This window comes from Leuconostoc gelidum subsp. gelidum KCTC 3527 (assembly GCF_000166715.1).
Lineage (GTDB): Bacteria > Bacillota > Bacilli > Lactobacillales > Lactobacillaceae > Leuconostoc > Leuconostoc gelidum.
On record NZ_AEMI01000020.1, the window covers coordinates 88,811 to 106,517 of the forward strand.

Sequence of the window (17,707 nt, forward strand, 5' to 3'; positions counted from 1 at the left end):
CGTGTTGGGTATTAAGAAAACTTTATTGATTTTCTTAATACCCGACACATTGGCGGTTTTTATTTGAATTGTTCCAAATTATCGGATGTTGGCATAAGATTTTGCCACTCACGTGATAAATAATTATTGTTAATATGATAATTTGTTGGCTTATAACCATTTGTTAAAAATGGATTGATATGCCTGTCTGCAGCTACCCAGCCATTCCATCCCAGATGAATTGTATCTTGCATAAAGTAATTCGCATTACCTTCATGCGAAAAATCAGCAATATTATTAAACCCTTGTGTCGTCAACTGCTCCTTAATTTTGTCGACACTTTGATAGTACATATCTTGGTTTAATCCTGTATAATGAGCCCAACGCTGATTAACTGGTTGAATAATAAACAAGACATCTGTATGTTGTTTTGCAAACTCTGCTAACACTGCTTGAAAATCAGCATACTCGTCTGACTGACGATAATCAAAAGATTTCTGTGACTGAGCCAATTGCTTTAAACGCATTTTTACACGGTATCTGTAAAATGAATTTTTAATTTGAAAATCATTATTTGTTGTTTCTTTTTCACCAATTTTTGTTGCTTGCCGTAATAATGATGAGGCACTATCCTGTTTAGGTAATATTTTTAATGCCGGTTCAACACGCTTATCCCAATTGTTCGATCGTGAAAAATTTGAAAATAGTTGATCATCACGTAACAATAAGCGATGACGTAAACTTAGTAGGTTGATGTCAGTTTTTGACAAGGGTTTATTATCACTAATTTTAGTAATCAATGTTGCGTAAAAATCACTGTCTTTAATTTGTTTTTGTTCCAACAAACGACCTGCAATAAAGCGATCAGTTGGCGTAATATGATTGATATTACGTAACCAATCCACTGTTTGTAACGGTGAATAAAATTCAGGAAAGAAGAGTTTTGTATCTTTCTTAGTAAACCACTGCTGTGAAATAATAAAAACTGCTTGCTTTTTGTGTAATGCAGGTGTCATTTCTTGCATGCCTAAATAATGAGTCAGCGATTCCGTGCCCGCCTGACCTAGTAAAAATGGTTGGTAGTTTCTATGATACTTTGCAGCCAACATTGAAGGGTGCATGGTATCCAAACGTAATAGCTCACTTGACCCGAAAAAAGGCACATAACGTCTAGAATGATCACTAAACGCCGCTGTTTTTATAGCCTCTCCTTTAAAGGTATTCTTGGAAAAAGAAACCGATGCATTACGTATATTTTTATGTGTAATGTGATTTAAAGAAAAAGGTGCTAAAAATAATGCAAAAATCAATACAAAAGCGACCACTACTGGTCCAAAAATCCACCATAACCCCCTTTTTTTCATGGTGACTACCCAATCAAAGATTCAACTTTGGCAATCACTTTATTAGGTGTGTTCCATTCATCACGATTGAATTCTGATACTGGTGCTTGAATATCAAACTTACTTTCCAAGTCGAGTAACAATTCAACAGTTGCCATTGAATCGAGCAACCCACTATCAAAAAAATCATCATCCATTTGATCAGTGATATCTTCACCAATAATTGTATTCAAAATGTCGATTACGTCTTCTTTTACTGCCATTGTTATTTCCTCTTTCTTTTAATTGCTATTATTTAAACCATAATGTATCCAAAAATCCACTAAACAATAAGAAACTAACCATCACCACATTAAATGTTATCACAATTGCAAGCGCCTCTGTAAATTTGTTATGTGGAAAGTTATGTTTCTTTTTATATCGCAGCCATGCATCATTAATAACCATACCAACACCTTGGAACAAACCATATGCAATATAGTACCAATGCAATCCGTGCCAACATCCCATAATTAACATATTAACAATATAGGCTATATTTGAAACTGTTACTCGATTTTTGATCCACTTCTTTTTCATAATCAAAAACACAAGTCTCATAAAAATGTAGTCTCGGAACCAAAACGACAATGACATATGCCAACGGTTCCAAAAATCTTTCAAGTTTTTTGATAGGAAGGGTTTGTTAAAGTTCATTGGTAATTCAATCCCCATCACATAACTTGTCGCGACAGCAAACAATGAATAACCAGCAAAATCAAAGAATAAATCTAATCCCCAAGTGTACATATAGGGAATCAACCACCATGTCCAGCCATTATGAAGATGAGCATCTTGCAAGGCAAAGTTGGTAATTTGCGGTAACAATTCGTCTACTAAAATATGAGATATTATAAACTTATATAAAAATCCAAGGAAGAAATACCATACTGCTTTTTCAAGCATACTGATATATTTTGTGCGATCTGGTACTGTTGTGATATCTTTAATAAAACGACGATAACGATCAATTGGTCCTGATGATATTGTAGGCATAAAGAGCATAAAACGCAAAAATAACCAAGGATTAAAGTCTTTAATGGCCCCATCTCGTGTTTCCATAATCATGGCTACCGATCGAAATGTTAGATATGAAATACCAAGAAATCCAAGTAGTGAAGTCACATGGGTCCAATGTGCACCTGGCGCTATTTTAACCAAAACCAATGGTAGTATACCTAACACAACCGCCCCATAAAAAACCATTGCGTGATTATTTTTCTTGCGATATAGCGTATAGGCCCATACTAGTAGCCATTGCCAAATTATATAACCAATTAGGGCAAATCCTTCATGATATTTATGACCATCAAACATTAAAAAGATAAAAATGACAGATACAACAACTTCATACCAATTCAATCGCTTGCCAAAATATAAACCAATTGCTAGTGGCAACAATGCTACTAATAAAATAATAAAATACTTTGGGTCAGCATATGGCTGTAGATTAAGCATTATTATTCACCTCAGAAATCAAACCTTTGAGATCAATTTTACCATTCGGCGTGAGTGGTAATGCTTCACGATACATAAACCGACTAGGGACCATGTATGGCATCATAATATTTTCAAGTTCTAATTTAATAGCGTTGGTTAACAAAATGGGTTTCTCAAAAGTATTATTTTTAGCTACAATAATAGCTAATAGTTGCTTTACTTTACCATCAGCATCATATCTAGGCACAGCCACTGCCTGTTCCACCCATTGACTTTGTTGCAATTGCTGGGCAACTTCTTCTAACTCAATTCGGAAGCCATGCAACTTGATTTGAAAATCACTACGTCCGTTATAGTGTAGTAAACCATTCGCATCACGTGTTGCTAAGTCACCTGTTTTATAGGCTTGCTGACCATCAATAACGGTAAAGGTTGCTGCTGTTTTTTCAGGATTATTTAAGTATCCCTTTGATACTGACGGACCAACAATAACAATTTCACCTGCTTCATCTTCAGATACTGCAATGCCATCACTATCTTGAATAATGATTTTTGTATCAGATTTAACATAACCAATCGGCATTTTATCATGACTTGCAATAACATCTTGTGTAATTTGTAAACCAGTAACCGCAACAGTTGCTTCAGTTGGTCCATAGGTATTATAAACTTTTGCGTCTGGAAAACGGTCAAGCAACTTTTGTGCTGTTGTTGATGTCAATACTTCGCCACAGAAGAAGAAAGCATCAAGATTGGGGTGCTTTTGTTGTGTAAATTCTGGATCAAGTAACGCGACATCAGCAAAAGATGGTGTTGATACCCATTTATGTAGCTGGAGACTGGGCAATGTCTTAAATAATGTCTTAAAATCATCAGCTACGTCTTTTGGTAAAGCCTTCAGAGTTCCTTTTGCTAACAACGTTGGAACCCAATCCATCACTGATAGATCAAATGAGTATGGTGGCTGTGATAAGACATTACTACCAGATTGCCAATTAAAGGTTTCACCTAACATCCAACTCGCAAAACTCACAAGATTATCATGCGAAATTTGAACACCTTTTGGTTTACCAGTTGTGCCCGATGTAAAGATGATATAAAAATTCTCATCACCAACAACAGGCTGGGTCATTTTAAACGCGTTGACTGTATTAAATATTTCGGTCAATTGGGTCTTATTGATGACTGTTACATCAGTAACTTCGATTGGTAAATCATCAACAGCAATAATTAACGCTGGTTGTCCAATCTCGATGATATCTGTTAAGCGCTCATCAGCTGAATTAACATCAACCGGCACATAGGCATGACCCGCCTTGACGCTGCCTAAGAAACTGGCAATCATGTCAAACTGCTGTCCCCCATAAACCATAATTGGTGCTTTATCAGCAACATGCAAGTTCTCTATAAATGATGCTAGGCTATCCGAATACTTTTTAAGCTGTTCGTATGTGTGTGTATTTCCCAATTCATCATAAGCAATTGTATGCCCTTGCGTTTCTGCAATTGTATCAATCGCTGTCATGATATTTTTAATAATCATATTAATTTTCCTAATTTAGAATTCGTTATAAATAAAGTGACCTTCACCCACGCCTGAATAGCTGTAAAGGTATATCAGCACTAAAATAATTATAAAATAAAATAGCGTCCGACTAATAAAATTAACAATCGGCCGCTGAAAAAATTGTTTAATCATTTCACGTTACCCCCGTATCTGTGATTTAATGTATAATCAAATAGTACTTTGCTGCAGTAGTAAAAAAGATTCATAGTCATTATTATAACACAAACATTTTTTATGTATAGTCTTGTTCTTACAGTACAAATTTTTTGAAAGCTCTGGAGGCATCATGCTCAATCGTTTAATCAATTCCGTCCAAAATGTGGATGAGGCCTTATGCCATCGCTCTTTTATGCAGGCCATATCAGTTGCTATGCAACAATCTGTGCCAATTTTGGCCATCGATATTTATTGTCGACTTTTTTTTAAGTTAGCTATTTCTCCTGATGCTTTGCTCGCAAACATTTTTTACGACTATCCAATAATACCAGATAGCGTCTCCGATCAGTTAATGTTTATCATACAAAATCTTGACGTTGCTGTCACTATGATTTTTGTTATCGGCTTAACATATCACTATTTAACTCAAAAAGGCATTGAAAATACGACGCTACCTATTATAACTAACTTTATTGCAATTTATATGTTACTGTTCGCAAAAAATCAATCACCCACAAATACGGCTATCCATTACTTATTAATAACACTTTTCACTTTGTTGAGCTGTTATACATATTATTGGTATTATCGTCGTCTTAAAATAGCTGTCTCTCCTTTTAGTCTAAAATATTTACTATGGGCTACAACAATGATCTCTGCTAGTCTATTACTTCATGTCGGATTACATCTTTCAAGTATAACGACTATTATCTCAAATCTGTTATCTAAAAATTTTTTTACAACCTTTTCTGGGTTGCTACTAATTTCAATTTTGTCGCCATTGCTATTTATAATTGGATTTTCACTTCCTTCTGAGCTTTCCAGCAATCAGACCTCGTTTAATGCTATGGTATCAAATTTAGATAAATTTTTAACTCACGGTTTAGCACCCCTCCCTTTCCCTGAAAATTTGTATAGCATTTATGGCGCGTTTACTTTATTTGGTGGTGTTGGTAATACTTTAACACTTAATATTTTATTATTGTTTGCAGTATCAAAAAAATATAAACGTTTGGGTATTTTATCATGGATTCCTAGCTTGTTTGATAACAATTACCTACTCTATGCTGGCCTGCCCATGTTTCTCAGACCTCTCATGTTAGTACCTATGATACTCGTTAATATCACTAGTATGTTAATCAGCTATGTCGCTATAGCAGGGCATATTGTGCAACCTGCAGTTTTTATTACACCTAATAATTTGCCAAATATGTTACTTCCTACCCTTGCAAGTGCCACACCGATCCGATCAACGATACTTGCCTTTCTCATTTTTAGCATCTCTTTGCTAATTTATCGACCATTTTTAAAGCGTCTTACAACAGAGGTTACTCATGAAAAATAGAATCGTGTTAACATTAATTTTAATATTAAGTTTAATATTAATGGTGTTTTTAGGTATCTATGGCCAGCATTGGGTATCAGAAACAAGTACTCATCAGTCCAAAATTAAAAATTCACATATGACACCTGTTATTTTTGTTCCTGGATCTGAAGCAACTGTTAATCGGTTCGATCATTTATTATCAGAAATCAATGCTAATGGCCCAACTCACAGTATTCTAAAAGTCAAAGTTAATCAAAATGGTGAGTTGATATACACTGGCAAAATCAACGCTAATGATCGCCAACCATTTATTGTTATTGGCTTTCAAAACAACGAAGATGGTTACAACAATATTAAAAAACAAACACAGTGGTTAACAAGTGCTCTTTATGCCTTACAAGATCGCTATCACTTTCAGACATTTTCTGCCATTGGCCATTCAAACGGCGGCTTAATATGGACAAATTTTCTTGAAAAATATTTTGACAGTGATGACTTTTCAATACCAACATTGATGACATTGGGGACGCCCTTTAACTTTTCAGAAACTTCTTTACAACGACGCACTGAAATGTTAAAAGATTTTATACAAGAAAATAGTAAAATACCAAGTCACTTAACAGTGTATTCAATTGCCGGTACTGAAGATTACACTGATGATGGCATTGTTCCAATTCAAAGTGTCATCGCTGGAAAATATATTTATCAAAAAAAAGTTAAATCATACACCCAGATTACTGTGACAGGTGACAATGCGCAACATTCTAATTTACCAGATAATCCCGAAGTCATGAAATTAATTCAAGCCAACATCATTGCACCATTATCACGTCGTGATCGACATTAAAAAATAAGACGACTCAACTGAGTCGTCTTATTTTTTATTACCTATCGCCACGCTTTTTATTTTCCTTACGTGTTGCGCGCATTTCTTCTCGCTTTGAAATACGGCGATCCATTTGATCTTTACGTTGAATCGCTGACTTAATTCGGCGCTTATAGCCCGGTTTAACGATTTTTTTCTTCTTTTTAACCATACCAACCATTGTTGGATCTAGTTTTTTGGTTGTGGCAACACGTTGTTTACGTGCGCGACGATCTTTAACATCGACAATCTCATCATCTTTAATTTGCTTAGCTTTAAAATTAATACCAAGCGCTTCTAATTCGGCAACTTCTTGCTCTTCATCTGGACCATATAGCGTAATCGCGAGACCTGCTAAACCATTACGCCCAGTTCGTCCGACACGATGAACGAAAAATTCTAACTCATCTGGTATGTCATCATTAATAACATGAGATACGCCTTCAATATCAATACCACGGGCCGCCAAATCAGTTGCGACAACATATTGAAATTCTAAGTTTTGGATTGCTTTCATCACACGTCGACGTTCACGTGGTTCAATATCACCATGTATTTCTGCAACTTTCAAACCACGACCACGCAAATTCGAAGCAATTTCTTTTGCACGTTCTTTTGTATTAGCAAATACCAATGCCAAATAAGGATTGCCAATTGACAATACTTGATATATAACATCATTTCTATTTTTTGATTTTGTCGCTAATAACCAGTTGTCAATGGTATCTGCAATAACAGTTGATACAGGAATGGCTTCAAATTTTGGATTATCCAAATACTTCTTTAAAAATGGCTTTAATTTTTCTGGCATGGTTGCGCTGAATACCAAAGTTTGTAATTTATCTGGCATTGCACCAGCTATAAAATCTACTTCACTCAAAAATCCCATATCAAGTGTCATATCTGCTTCATCAACAACCAATGTGTGTACAGCATGTAACTTTAAAGCCCCGGTTGATACCAAATCTTTAATACGACCTGGTGTGCCAATAACAATTTGAGGTTGACCTTTTTCAAGTTGCTTGATTTGTCGCATTTTGTCTGTACCACCGACAAATTCTGAAATAGTCACATTTTGTTGCCAGTTTTCCGCAAAATCTTTAGCTGCCTTGGTAATTTGTGCTGCTAGTTCACGTGATGGTGTTGTAATCACAGCCTGTACATATTGTTCATTTTGTTCATTTTGTGACAATTGGTTCAATATCGGTATCAAAAATGTATGTGTTTTCCCAGACCCTGTCTGAGACTGACCAACAACATCATTGCCTTGCAAAATACTAGGAATAAGCTTAGCTTGTACTGGTGTTGGTTGTGTAAACCCAATTTTGGTCAGAGCTACAATGATTTCTGGCTTTAAATTAAATTGTCCAAATTGGTTTGCTGTTTCTGCCATCAAATTTCTCTACTTTCAATTTTCTCAGTCGTTTCCTGAGCTGTTCCCTCGGTACCATACTGTTTAATTAATGCACTATCAACCATTTTTATTAATCGTTCAACATCTTGTCCTGTTTGTGCCCAAGCACCTGATGCCATTGGATGTCCGCCACCTTCAAATTGGTTTGCAATTTTGTTAATGACAATAGTTCTTGATCGCAAACGTACACGATAGTTACCTTCATCTTGTTCTTCAAAAATAGCCCAAGCTTTGACTTTATCAATTTTTGAAGGCAGTGGGACAACAAACGCAGTGCCAGATTCTCTTAAATCAAATTTTTTAACTAGTGCTTTCGTTAGCACGACAAAAGCAAATCCGGAAGGCAAAATGTTCAAGTTTTGTAGGACATATCCTGATAATTTAGCGGCATTTTCAGTAATTGTTTCCATATTATGATGAACCGCTTCATAATTAAATTTATAATTAAACAGTTCTGAAACTACACGAAAAGTTTCCTTGTCCATACCATACATAAATCGTCCAGTATCACCTACAATACCAATGTAAAGTAACCGTGCTGCCTTATCAGTCATGATTAACCCTTGATCTTTAAGTGTTTCATAGAACTCATAGATCATCGTGCTCGTTGCTGAATGTCCTGGCTTAATCCATTGCCAATCACCGTAAGGTTCATCATTTGGATGATGATCAATTTTAATTGTTTCTAAACCATTAGGCCACCGTTGATCGTCAATACGGGGTGAATTAGCAGTATCCACCATGATAATCAAAGCATTCTTGTAGGTTTTATCAGGTATATCATCCATAAATGTATCATCTTCGTTCATCCATGACAACCCTGGCACTTCTTTGCCTACAGCATAAACATGTTTTTCAGGAAAGCTCGCTTGTAATACTGCCTTCAAGCCTAGTTGTGAACCAAACGCATCAGGATCTGGTCGCTGGTGTCTATGAATAATAATTGTGTCATATCTTTTAATTTGTTGTAGTAGTTGCTCTTCAATCGTTGCCATAATCTTATCTTTCTATTTTTACAGATCTGTGTTTAAAATTAACACGTCTTTATCTAGTATATCACGTTTAAAATAACGTCATTTCTTCAAAACTGTTAGATTGCAAATTACTCATTGACATTCCTAATAATCGAACTGAAAAAGGTGGCGCCATTAAATCCTCAAAAATATTCTGCGCATTTTCAGTTAACAATTCTTCCGACAATGGCCATGGTAACTCTCGTGTTATTGCACGAGTCATTGTATTAAAATTATCATCACGTACTTTAATATTCAGTGTTCTGCCAACACGATGATGCTTTTTTAGCGCCTCGATCATAGCAGCAGCTAGTTTTTTAAATTCATATTGTATATCGCGTTCACTATGTAAAAAATGGTCATAAGTTTCTTCTTTAGCGATCGACTGACGTTGTCGTTGCCACTGAACTTCACCAAAATGAACACCACGAGCCTGATAATATAGGTGCTCCCCAACCTTGCCAAATTGAGATCGTAATTCATCATATGACATTTTTCTTAAGTCTGATCCATTTTCAATCTGCAACCGCTTGAATTTTTCATGTGTTTTTTTCCCAACACCACGAAAATCGCCAATAGTTAATTCATCAAGAAATGTTAACATATTTTGAGTTGTGATAACTGTGACACCATTTGGTTTATTATATTCAGACCCCAACTTAGCTAATAACTTGTTATGTGAAATACCAATAGAACTCGTGAGGCCCGTCACTCTTAAAATTTCGTGTCGAATACGCGCTGCCAACATTGACCCTGATAAATTCAAATCACTCACATCAAGATAAGCTTCATCTAATGCTACCGGTTCGACCTTCTTTGTAAAAGCATCAAAAATATTATGAATCTGGTCAGAGACAGCCCTATATTTAGTGAAGTTAGGGGATAAAAATACAGCATCAGGTGCTAGATTTTTTGCTTCAGAGGCGCTCATAGCTGAATGAACACCTAACTTTCTTGCAGCATAGTTTGCTGTTGCTACAACCCCTCGCCCGCCTGTTTCTTCAGGATCACGCGCTATAATTAACACTTTATGTCTCAGTTTTGGGTTATCTCGCATTTCAATTTGTGCATAAAACGCATCCAGATCAACGTGCAAAATTTTGCGTGTATCATTTGTAATCATGAATTCTACCATACAGTTATTTTAACATAACGAACTGCTGTTCGTAACGTTAACTGTTTAACCGATAAATATACTTGCATTCAAGTAAAAAGTCATTGAAAACATAAAAAAACCCCTGACCGAAGAGGGGATGGTCAGGGGCACGATAACCGAAGTTATCAATTAAATCAATCAGTAATTGGGGGGCTGATTGAAACATTACTAGGGGAGTAATGAAACTCAAATATTATTCGAGTATGTTTTAATTATATACCCTCATCGTCCTGTTTACATATCATAAGTTTTGCTGTTTCATTACATAAATATTACATTCTGAAATTCATTATACAAATTTATGTTTTTGAAATCAATACATACCACACTCAAAAAAAACATCCCACTGGATGTTTTTTAAGCAAGTTATACGTCGCGACGACGTTCCTTGATACGAGCTGCTTTACCTTGTAATGCACGTAAGTAATACAACTTGGCACGACGTACTGCACCAAAGCGGATCACTTCAATCTTTTCAACACGTGGTGAATGCAACGCGAATGTACGTTCTACACCAACACCTGACGAGATTTTACGAACAGTGTAAGTTGCTTGAATACCAGCACCCTTACGCTTGATAACAACACCTTCAAATAATTGAATACGCTCACGCGAACCTTCAACAATCTTAGCGAACACTTTAACAGTGTCACCAGCGCGGAAATCAGGAATATCAGAACGTAATTGTACTGATGTAATGTTTTCTAAAATGCTATTTTGACGCATTAGTAATTCTCCTAGTCGATAATCTTACACTTGCCCTTAGGCTAAACGCACAGCGGATTAGCGTTAATATGGCCTCTAAGCCTTTTTTAATTGTATCAAAATATGTCTCAATTGTCTAACTTTATTTCGTGTATGCCATCAAATCTTTCGTCATAACATCAATTTTAGACTGAGATGCTACTTGTGAATCTGATTCAACCCCAATATAGAATTTTAACTTTGGTTCAGTTCCTGACGGACGAATAGCTACCCATGACCCATCCTCAAGCCAATACTTTAATACGTTTGCTTTTGGCTGTGGTAATGTCGTTATTTTACCATTGACAGCTGTTTCAGTTGATTTTGAAAAATCCTGTGCGCGCATCACTTTTAAACCACCAATTGTATCAGGTTGCTTATCACGGAACTGTGAAATAATGGCGCCCATCTCATCGTTACCATGAATACCCGGAAAATCAAGACTAATTGTTTTTTCTTCAAAGTAACCAAACTTCTCAAACAATTTCTCTAGACCATCTGCAAATGTTTTACCTTGTGACTTATAATAAGCCGCTACTTCAGCAAATAACACAAGTGCTTGAATAGCATCTTTGTCATGTGCAAATGGCTTAACCAGATAACCAAAACTTTCTTCAAATCCAAACAAGAAAGTCTGTTCTTTAGTTGCTTCGTACTTATCAATTGTAGCTGCAATATATTTAAAGCCTGTTAAAACATCTTCAGTGATTACACCAAAACTTTCAGCTACTTTTGAAGCAAAACGCGATGAAACAATAGATGTGACAATGGCACCATTTTCTGGTAATGTATTTGTTTCTTTCTTTGCCGTCAAAAGATAGTTCACAAGCACAGCTGCAATTTGGTTTCCTGTTAAGACTTGGAACGTACCGTCAGTTAATTTGACAGCTGCCCCCATACGATCTGCATCAGGATCAGTTGCCACAACTGCATCAGCGCCTTCACGTTTGGCATAATCAATAGCCATAGCTAAGGCCGCCGCATCTTCTGGGTTTGGCTTCTTAACTGTTGGAAAATCTCCGTCAATAACAGCTTGCTCTTTCACAATTGTATAGTTTGTAAAACCGGCTTGTTGTAGCGCCTTCTCACCAATGTATTGTCCTGTGCCATGTAATGGTGAATAAACAAATTTCAACGAAGCCCCTTCTTTAGCAACTAGCTCAGGGTTAACTGTTACTGTGGCAACGTTAGCTAAATACTTATCATCAATTTCTGAATCAATAACCTGTACATGTGCCTTGGATTCATCTAAAGCGATACCAAAGACGTCTTGTATATTTTCGAGTTCTGAGACAACCGCATCAACAGCTTCTGGTACCATTTGTCCACCATCTGCTCCGTATACTTTATAACCATTGTATTCTTTAGGGTTATGAGAGGCCGTAATCATAATTCCTGCAAATGTGCCAAGTTCGCGTACAGCAAAAGACAATTCCGGTGTTGGTCGTAAACTGCTAAACAGATAGACTTTAACACCGTGTGCAGATAAAACCTGCGCTGCATTTGAAGCAAATTCTGGTGAAAAGTGTCGTGAATCAAAACTAATAACAACACCGCTAGTCTTTGCAGCATCTCCTTGGCCGTCAATATAACGCGCTAATGCCTCAGTAACCTGACGAACTGTGTAAATATTCATACGATTTGTTCCGGCCCCAAGAACACCACGCATACCGGCTGTACCAAAACTCAAATTCTGGTAAAACGCATCTTCTTGCTGTTCGGGCGTATAATGCGCCAAATCCTTTGCCAAATATTCTGGCAAAGTTGCTGCTTCCCATTTTGCTAATTGTTCTTGATAGATCATGATTTTCTCCTATGTGTATTCTAGCTTTATTATAACAAAGTTTGATTATTTCCGAACAAACAAGTTAACGATTGCTTGCCTAAATTTTGGGACTCTTAACGCCAGAATAAAAGCAATGGCTATACCTACAACTATAATTAACAGCATATCTGACGGTATATTTAAGTGCCCAATGAAATATCCTGCAGAAACAATGACCGCAGACCACAATACACTCGCAAAAGCAGCCATACGAATATAACTAACAAATGGCAGAGCTAACCTTCTTGCTAATAACGGCACAACAACACGAATGAATGGTAAAAATCTTCCCAATACAACAAACAATAACCAACGCTTTGGATGAAAATTAGTGGCTAATTTATCTAACATTCCCCCCTGCAAGTGTCGCTTTAAAAACGGGATCTTACTAATTTGTTTCATCAAAAACGCACCGAACCAATAATTGACGGCATCGCCTAAAAAGGAAGCGAGTGAAAAAACAGCAATATAAGCCATTAACTCACCAAAATTATGATGTGTCCCTGCAAACCCACCAGCAGTGGTCAATATTGTATCCCCAGGTATGAAACCAGTCACAATACCTGCTGTTTCAATAAAAATAAGCAAGAAAAGAATGATAAGCTTACTCGTTGAGAACGGATTATCCGCCGAAAGAATTTCTGTTAAAAAATGAGGTAAATCAGAAGCAAGTATGAGCATAACGTTGTCCTTTATTTGCCTCTATTATACCAAAAAAGCGCCGAGGCGCTTTAACTGACATAATTACTTTGTCGTAAATATTTCTTTACCGTTTTCAGTTACAGTAAAGCTCTTTGTTGCAAAGTTAGCATCCAAAACAGCAGTTGTTTTGCCATCTGCAGATGTACGTGATACTGTCAATTCATTTTCGCCATCATTAACTACATCAATTGAACCATCTAAATCAAAGACTGCACTTGTATTACGGAAACGTAATAAGTCAAACAAGTTTGAAACAACTGGTCGCTTTGTTGTTTCAGCAATTTCAGCCAAGTCATAATAATGACGGTTAATGTTACGACCTTCTTTTGAATTTTCCAAAAGTTCAATATCATTTTCACCAGCAAGCAACCCAACGTAATAAATTTGTGGAATACCGGGTGCAAATATTTGTGCTGCACGAGCCAATAAGTAGGCAGCATCATCATTACCTAATGCTGAATAATAAGTTGTGTTTATTTGATAGATGTCCAAATTATTATATGCCGCTGAAGAGAAAATCTTTTTAACATTGGCACCAACTTTATACATTTCTTCAGTTGTGAAGTCAGTTTCTTCTTGTGTCAACAAATCCTTAGCATCAACAACACCAATACCATCATGTGTATCCAATGTTGTGAATTGTTTCATTGGACTTTGACGCAACCAATCCGCAATACGCTCTGTCTTACCTGAGTATAATGAATATAATGTAATCAATGGCAATGCAAAGTCGTATGAATACATGTCATGTTCAGTAATCTTACGTACAATTTTATAATGTTCATGGATTTCAGGCAATACTTCTGATCCTTCTGCTGCCAATATTTCACGGACCTCATCTAGAATGGCCCAAATTTCAGGTTCAACGAAAAAGTCATTTGTATCTAACTTCTTAATTGCATAAGCAAAGGCATCTAAACGAATAACTGATGCACCATGATGTGCCAAATTAACAAGTGAATCTTTAATGAATTTTTTTGTTACTTCTTTTGTAACATCTAAATCCATTTGTTGATCACCAAATGTGTTCCAAACTTGGTCAGTTGTGCCATCAGCAAAGGTAACAGGCGCAAATGGTGCTTTGTCCTTACGCTTATATATCAAATCAATATCAGCATCTGTTGGTCGATTTTCTGGCCAAAAATCAGAATACTTTAAGAACATATCATAATATTCTGATGCCTCTTTCTTTTCCAAAAAATCTTGGAAATACTTTGATTGTGGCGAAATATGATTCAACATAAAGTCAAACATCAAGTAATATTTGTCTGCCAACTTATCAACATCTGACCAATCACCAAATTTAGGATCAACAGTCTCATACTGTTCAGGTGCAAAACCACGATCCCCAGTTGATGGGAAAAATGGTAAGACATGCACACCGCCTACAACACCATTAAGTTCATTAGATAATACCTGATTCAATTCTTTCAAGTTTTTTCCAAGTGAATCAGCGTATGTAATTAACATCGCTTCATTTGTTAGTTTTTTCATGATTTTCCGTTCTCCTTATAAACGTTTAATAAATGACACCGAATTTAAGGCTACTTATAATGCGCCACCTCAAGGCGCAAATTTTTAAAATGTTTTATTTTTTAAGCACGTTTACGATTAGTAATGAATGTGACTCCTGCAATAATAAGCAAAATTACCCCAAGTAGCGGAATCGTTGTATATGCTGCTTCAGACACACTATGCGTTTCATTTCCCATCATCTTGGCTAGTAATGATAATGCAAAAGGTTCAACGAACACACCAACATTGAAACCAATCAATACAATAGAGGTCACAAATGGTTGCTTTTTTAAAGGCGCCAAGTTAGGTAATTGACTAAAAATAAATGGTGAAATTAATTGCATTGGAAAACCAATTAATAATACGCCTATTGTCAAAATAACAAAATTACCGTTTGAAAACGCCACTAAGAAATTAGATAATACCATCAACAGTAGGCCAACTTGAAGTGTAAAACGGCCAAATAATTTTTGCATACCACCATATACAAGCCCACCTACCATTGCTGCAACCAGCATAAGTGATAGAATCGTTGAAACAAGCAAACCACTAACACCTAAGCTTTGAGCCATGAAAGGAAAACTTAGTTGAATTGCCATATAGTCAATAACTATGAAGGCAGCAAACAGTGTCAATACCCATACTAAGGGACTAATATTTTGAGGAACATTTCTATTAATATGTGTCTTTTTATTATTTTTTTGATCAGCAGCTAACATTTCTGTTGTATCTGGCACACGAACATAAAAAAGATACAAAATTGGAAAAGCTAGTAAATACACTAAAAACGTTGTTTGCCAACCAAAATTTAAAAGTAATCCAGCAATGAAAGTCAAGACAGCTTGACCAATTTGTTCAACAGCCGCACGCCAACCAAGCATCGTTGCACGTGTTTGTCCTTGATACATGACAGCTATCATTGATACAGCTAATGAATTAAAAATACCAAATCCAGCACCTAAGACCATTCTAGATACAAGAATGATAGGGTATGATATCACAAAAAAAGGTACAATTCCAGCAAACCCAACTAAAAGCATGCCTAGCATAATTGTTTTTTTATCACCTAGTTTTGCTGCAATAAATGAACTAAGCAAAACAAAAACTGTCACAACAATTGACGGTGTTGTCGCTAATGCTTGTACCTGTGTAGCTGAGACTCCCAGCGCTTTTGTCATTTGAGGCATCGCCCCATTTATAGCATAAGCGCTAGTTAACATGAATGAAATACCTAAAAACGCAATTTTGGTAATCCATTTATCCTGACTTTGCATGATCTTCTCCTAAAATTTTCTTAATAGAACCGGTTCCTTTTTAAAAAACAATTCCTTTGTGCATCTTGACACAAATAATTGTAACCGCTTGCACCTTAAATGTCAAACGATTTTCAAAATGAAAATAAAAAATATTTATTTTCATAAATTTTCATCTTTTTTCAAAATCAATATTAGAGGGATATTAGCATTTTTATGAAAAATAAATGAAAAAAATAATAAAAAACAAATCAATAAAAAAAGACAATTTTTTCAAATTTGTCTTTTAAATCATACTAGTTGACTGGTTCATTTACTGCAACTGGTAATGCACTAATATAGTCGTAAACACCTTGACCTGCAATACTACCGTCACCGACAGCTGTTGTAATTTGACGTAATTCTTTGGCACGAACGTCCCCCACTGCAAATACGCCAGGAATGGCTGTCCGCATCTGCTCGTCAGTAATGACCCAACCATCATCATTGGTGATGTCTAGATTTTCAAAACCTTGCGTATTAGGTTTCAAACCAACATACACAAAAACTCCACTCGTGTTGATTTGAGATACTTCATGTGTTTGATTATCAATCACACGAACACCAGTGACTTTGTCGCTATCACCAGTAATTTCTATCACTTCTGTGTGCCAACGAAATGACATTTTGTCATTAGCAAAAGCACGATCTTGAATAATTTTTTGAGCACGTAAACTATCCCGACGATGTAAGATCGTGACTGATCTTGCTAAGTTTGTTAGATATAAACCTTCTTCAATAGCAGAATCCCCACCACCAACAACGACAACATCCTCATCTCGGAAAAAAGCACCATCACACACAGCACAGTAACTAACGCCACGGCCCTGATAATCTTCTTCACCATCAGTACCTAAATGGACGTGTTCCGACCCAGTAGCAATAATAATAGTTTTTGCAATATAACGACCCATATCAGTATTAATAATTTTATTATGGCCGTCTATTTCAATACTTTCTACTGTGCCAAAGCCATATTCAGCGCCAAAACGTGTCGAAGATGCATACATTTTTTCTGACAAATCTGGTCCTAAAATCGAGTCAAAGCCAGGATAATTTTCAACCTCAGCGGTATTATTCATTTGACCACCATAAATGCCACGATCTAACATCAACACAGATAGATTCGCGCGCGAAGCATAGGTAGCAGCAGTCATCCCGGCAGGTCCTGCACCGATAATCACAACATCGTACTGTTTATCTTTAGCCATTCAGCAGACCTCATTTCACTTACTTTTTGTAAATCTAATTCTACACGTATTTTACTATTTTGTCGAGAAAAAGCTATTAGATTTTAGCACCATTAAACACGTCTTTGAACTATAGGTCT

The 17,707-nt window shown here is 36.2% G+C and carries 16 protein-coding genes; 2 read left to right on the top strand and 14 right to left on the bottom strand.

The features are described from left to right. Nucleotides 1–59: 59 nt before the first annotated feature. The 5 genes from dltD to EUI_RS10400 are packed head-to-tail and all read right to left on the bottom strand — an operon-like array spanning nucleotide 60 to nucleotide 4,500. The gene (dltD, locus tag EUI_RS0106400) at nucleotides 60–1,343 is read right to left on the bottom strand and encodes a D-alanyl-lipoteichoic acid biosynthesis protein DltD (protein ID WP_010016894.1); all 1,284 of its coding nucleotides are present in this window, start codon (nucleotides 1,341–1,343) and stop codon (nucleotides 60–62) included. A gap of 5 nt (nucleotides 1,344–1,348) precedes the next feature. Next, nucleotides 1,349–1,585, bottom strand: coding sequence for a D-alanine--poly(phosphoribitol) ligase subunit DltC (gene dltC / locus EUI_RS0106405; RefSeq protein ID WP_010016895.1), 237 nt, complete (start codon nucleotides 1,583–1,585; stop codon nucleotides 1,349–1,351). A 28-nt stretch (nucleotides 1,586–1,613) separates the two neighbouring features. Continuing rightward, nucleotides 1,614–2,819, bottom strand: coding sequence for a D-alanyl-lipoteichoic acid biosynthesis protein DltB (gene dltB / locus EUI_RS0106410; protein WP_010016896.1), 1,206 nt, complete (start codon nucleotides 2,817–2,819; stop codon nucleotides 1,614–1,616). Beyond that, nucleotides 2,812–4,344, bottom strand: a complete 1,533-nt coding sequence (dltA, locus tag EUI_RS0106415; RefSeq protein ID WP_010016898.1) for a D-alanine--poly(phosphoribitol) ligase subunit DltA — start codon at nucleotides 4,342–4,344, stop codon at nucleotides 2,812–2,814. The genes dltB and dltA overlap by 8 nt, the downstream gene beginning before the upstream one ends. A 15-nt stretch (nucleotides 4,345–4,359) precedes the next feature. Next, entirely contained in the window at nucleotides 4,360–4,500 is a 141-nt protein-coding gene (locus EUI_RS10400) for a teichoic acid D-Ala incorporation-associated protein DltX (RefSeq protein ID WP_013231414.1), read from the bottom strand. A 154-nt stretch (nucleotides 4,501–4,654) separates the two neighbouring features. Between EUI_RS10400 and EUI_RS0106420 the strand changes: the two genes are divergently transcribed. Together EUI_RS0106420 and EUI_RS0106425 are read left to right on the top strand one after the other, a co-directional pair. Next, nucleotides 4,655–5,869 carry a hypothetical protein gene (locus EUI_RS0106420; protein ID WP_010016900.1) on the top strand — a complete coding sequence of 405 codons (1,215 nt, stop codon included), beginning with the start codon at nucleotides 4,655–4,657 and terminating at the stop codon, nucleotides 5,867–5,869. Continuing rightward, complete coding sequence (locus tag EUI_RS0106425) at nucleotides 5,859–6,698, top strand: alpha/beta hydrolase (protein WP_010016901.1); 840 nt, start codon at nucleotides 5,859–5,861, stop codon at nucleotides 6,696–6,698. Before EUI_RS0106420 ends, EUI_RS0106425 begins: the two co-directional genes overlap by 11 nt. Nucleotides 6,699–6,735: 37 nt before the next feature. Here EUI_RS0106425 and EUI_RS0106430 read toward each other — a convergent pair whose 3' ends face one another. From EUI_RS0106430 to trxB, 9 genes are all read right to left on the bottom strand, one after another. Beyond that, nucleotides 6,736–8,109 carry a DEAD/DEAH box helicase gene (locus tag EUI_RS0106430; protein WP_010016902.1) on the bottom strand — a complete coding sequence of 458 codons (1,374 nt, stop codon included), beginning with the start codon at nucleotides 8,107–8,109 and terminating at the stop codon, nucleotides 6,736–6,738. Further along, a complete protein-coding gene (locus EUI_RS0106435; RefSeq protein ID WP_010016903.1) occupies nucleotides 8,109–9,125 on the bottom strand; it encodes a DHH family phosphoesterase in 1,017 nt (338 codons plus the stop codon). Before EUI_RS0106435 ends, EUI_RS0106430 begins: the two co-directional genes overlap by 1 nt. Nucleotides 9,126–9,192: 67 nt before the next feature. Continuing rightward, nucleotides 9,193–10,278: a DNA polymerase IV gene (dinB, locus tag EUI_RS0106440; protein ID WP_029508535.1), complete on the bottom strand. Its 1,086-nt coding sequence runs from the start codon at nucleotides 10,276–10,278 to the stop codon at nucleotides 9,193–9,195. A 387-nt stretch (nucleotides 10,279–10,665) separates the two neighbouring features. Next, on the bottom strand, nucleotides 10,666–11,025 hold the full coding sequence (gene rplS, locus EUI_RS0106445) for a 50S ribosomal protein L19 (protein WP_010016907.1): 360 nt from the start codon (nucleotides 11,023–11,025) through the stop codon (nucleotides 10,666–10,668). Between the two features lie 121 nt (nucleotides 11,026–11,146). Next, nucleotides 11,147–12,847, bottom strand: a complete 1,701-nt coding sequence (locus tag EUI_RS0106450; RefSeq protein ID WP_010016908.1) for a phospho-sugar mutase — start codon at nucleotides 12,845–12,847, stop codon at nucleotides 11,147–11,149. Between the two features lie 45 nt (nucleotides 12,848–12,892). Beyond that, on the bottom strand, nucleotides 12,893–13,549 hold the full coding sequence (locus EUI_RS0106455; RefSeq protein ID WP_010016910.1) for a DedA family protein: 657 nt from the start codon (nucleotides 13,547–13,549) through the stop codon (nucleotides 12,893–12,895). Nucleotides 13,550–13,612: 63 nt separating this feature from the next. Next, nucleotides 13,613–15,064: a sucrose phosphorylase gene (gene gtfA / locus EUI_RS0106460; RefSeq protein ID WP_010016911.1), complete on the bottom strand. Its 1,452-nt coding sequence runs from the start codon at nucleotides 15,062–15,064 to the stop codon at nucleotides 13,613–13,615. Between the two features lie 101 nt (nucleotides 15,065–15,165). Next, the gene (locus tag EUI_RS0106465; protein ID WP_010016913.1) at nucleotides 15,166–16,359 is read right to left on the bottom strand and encodes an MFS transporter; all 1,194 of its coding nucleotides are present in this window, start codon (nucleotides 16,357–16,359) and stop codon (nucleotides 15,166–15,168) included. A 275-nt stretch (nucleotides 16,360–16,634) separates the two neighbouring features. Then, nucleotides 16,635–17,588, bottom strand: a complete 954-nt coding sequence (gene trxB, locus EUI_RS0106470; protein WP_010016914.1) for a thioredoxin-disulfide reductase — start codon at nucleotides 17,586–17,588, stop codon at nucleotides 16,635–16,637. Between the last annotated feature and the right edge of the window lie 119 nt (nucleotides 17,589–17,707).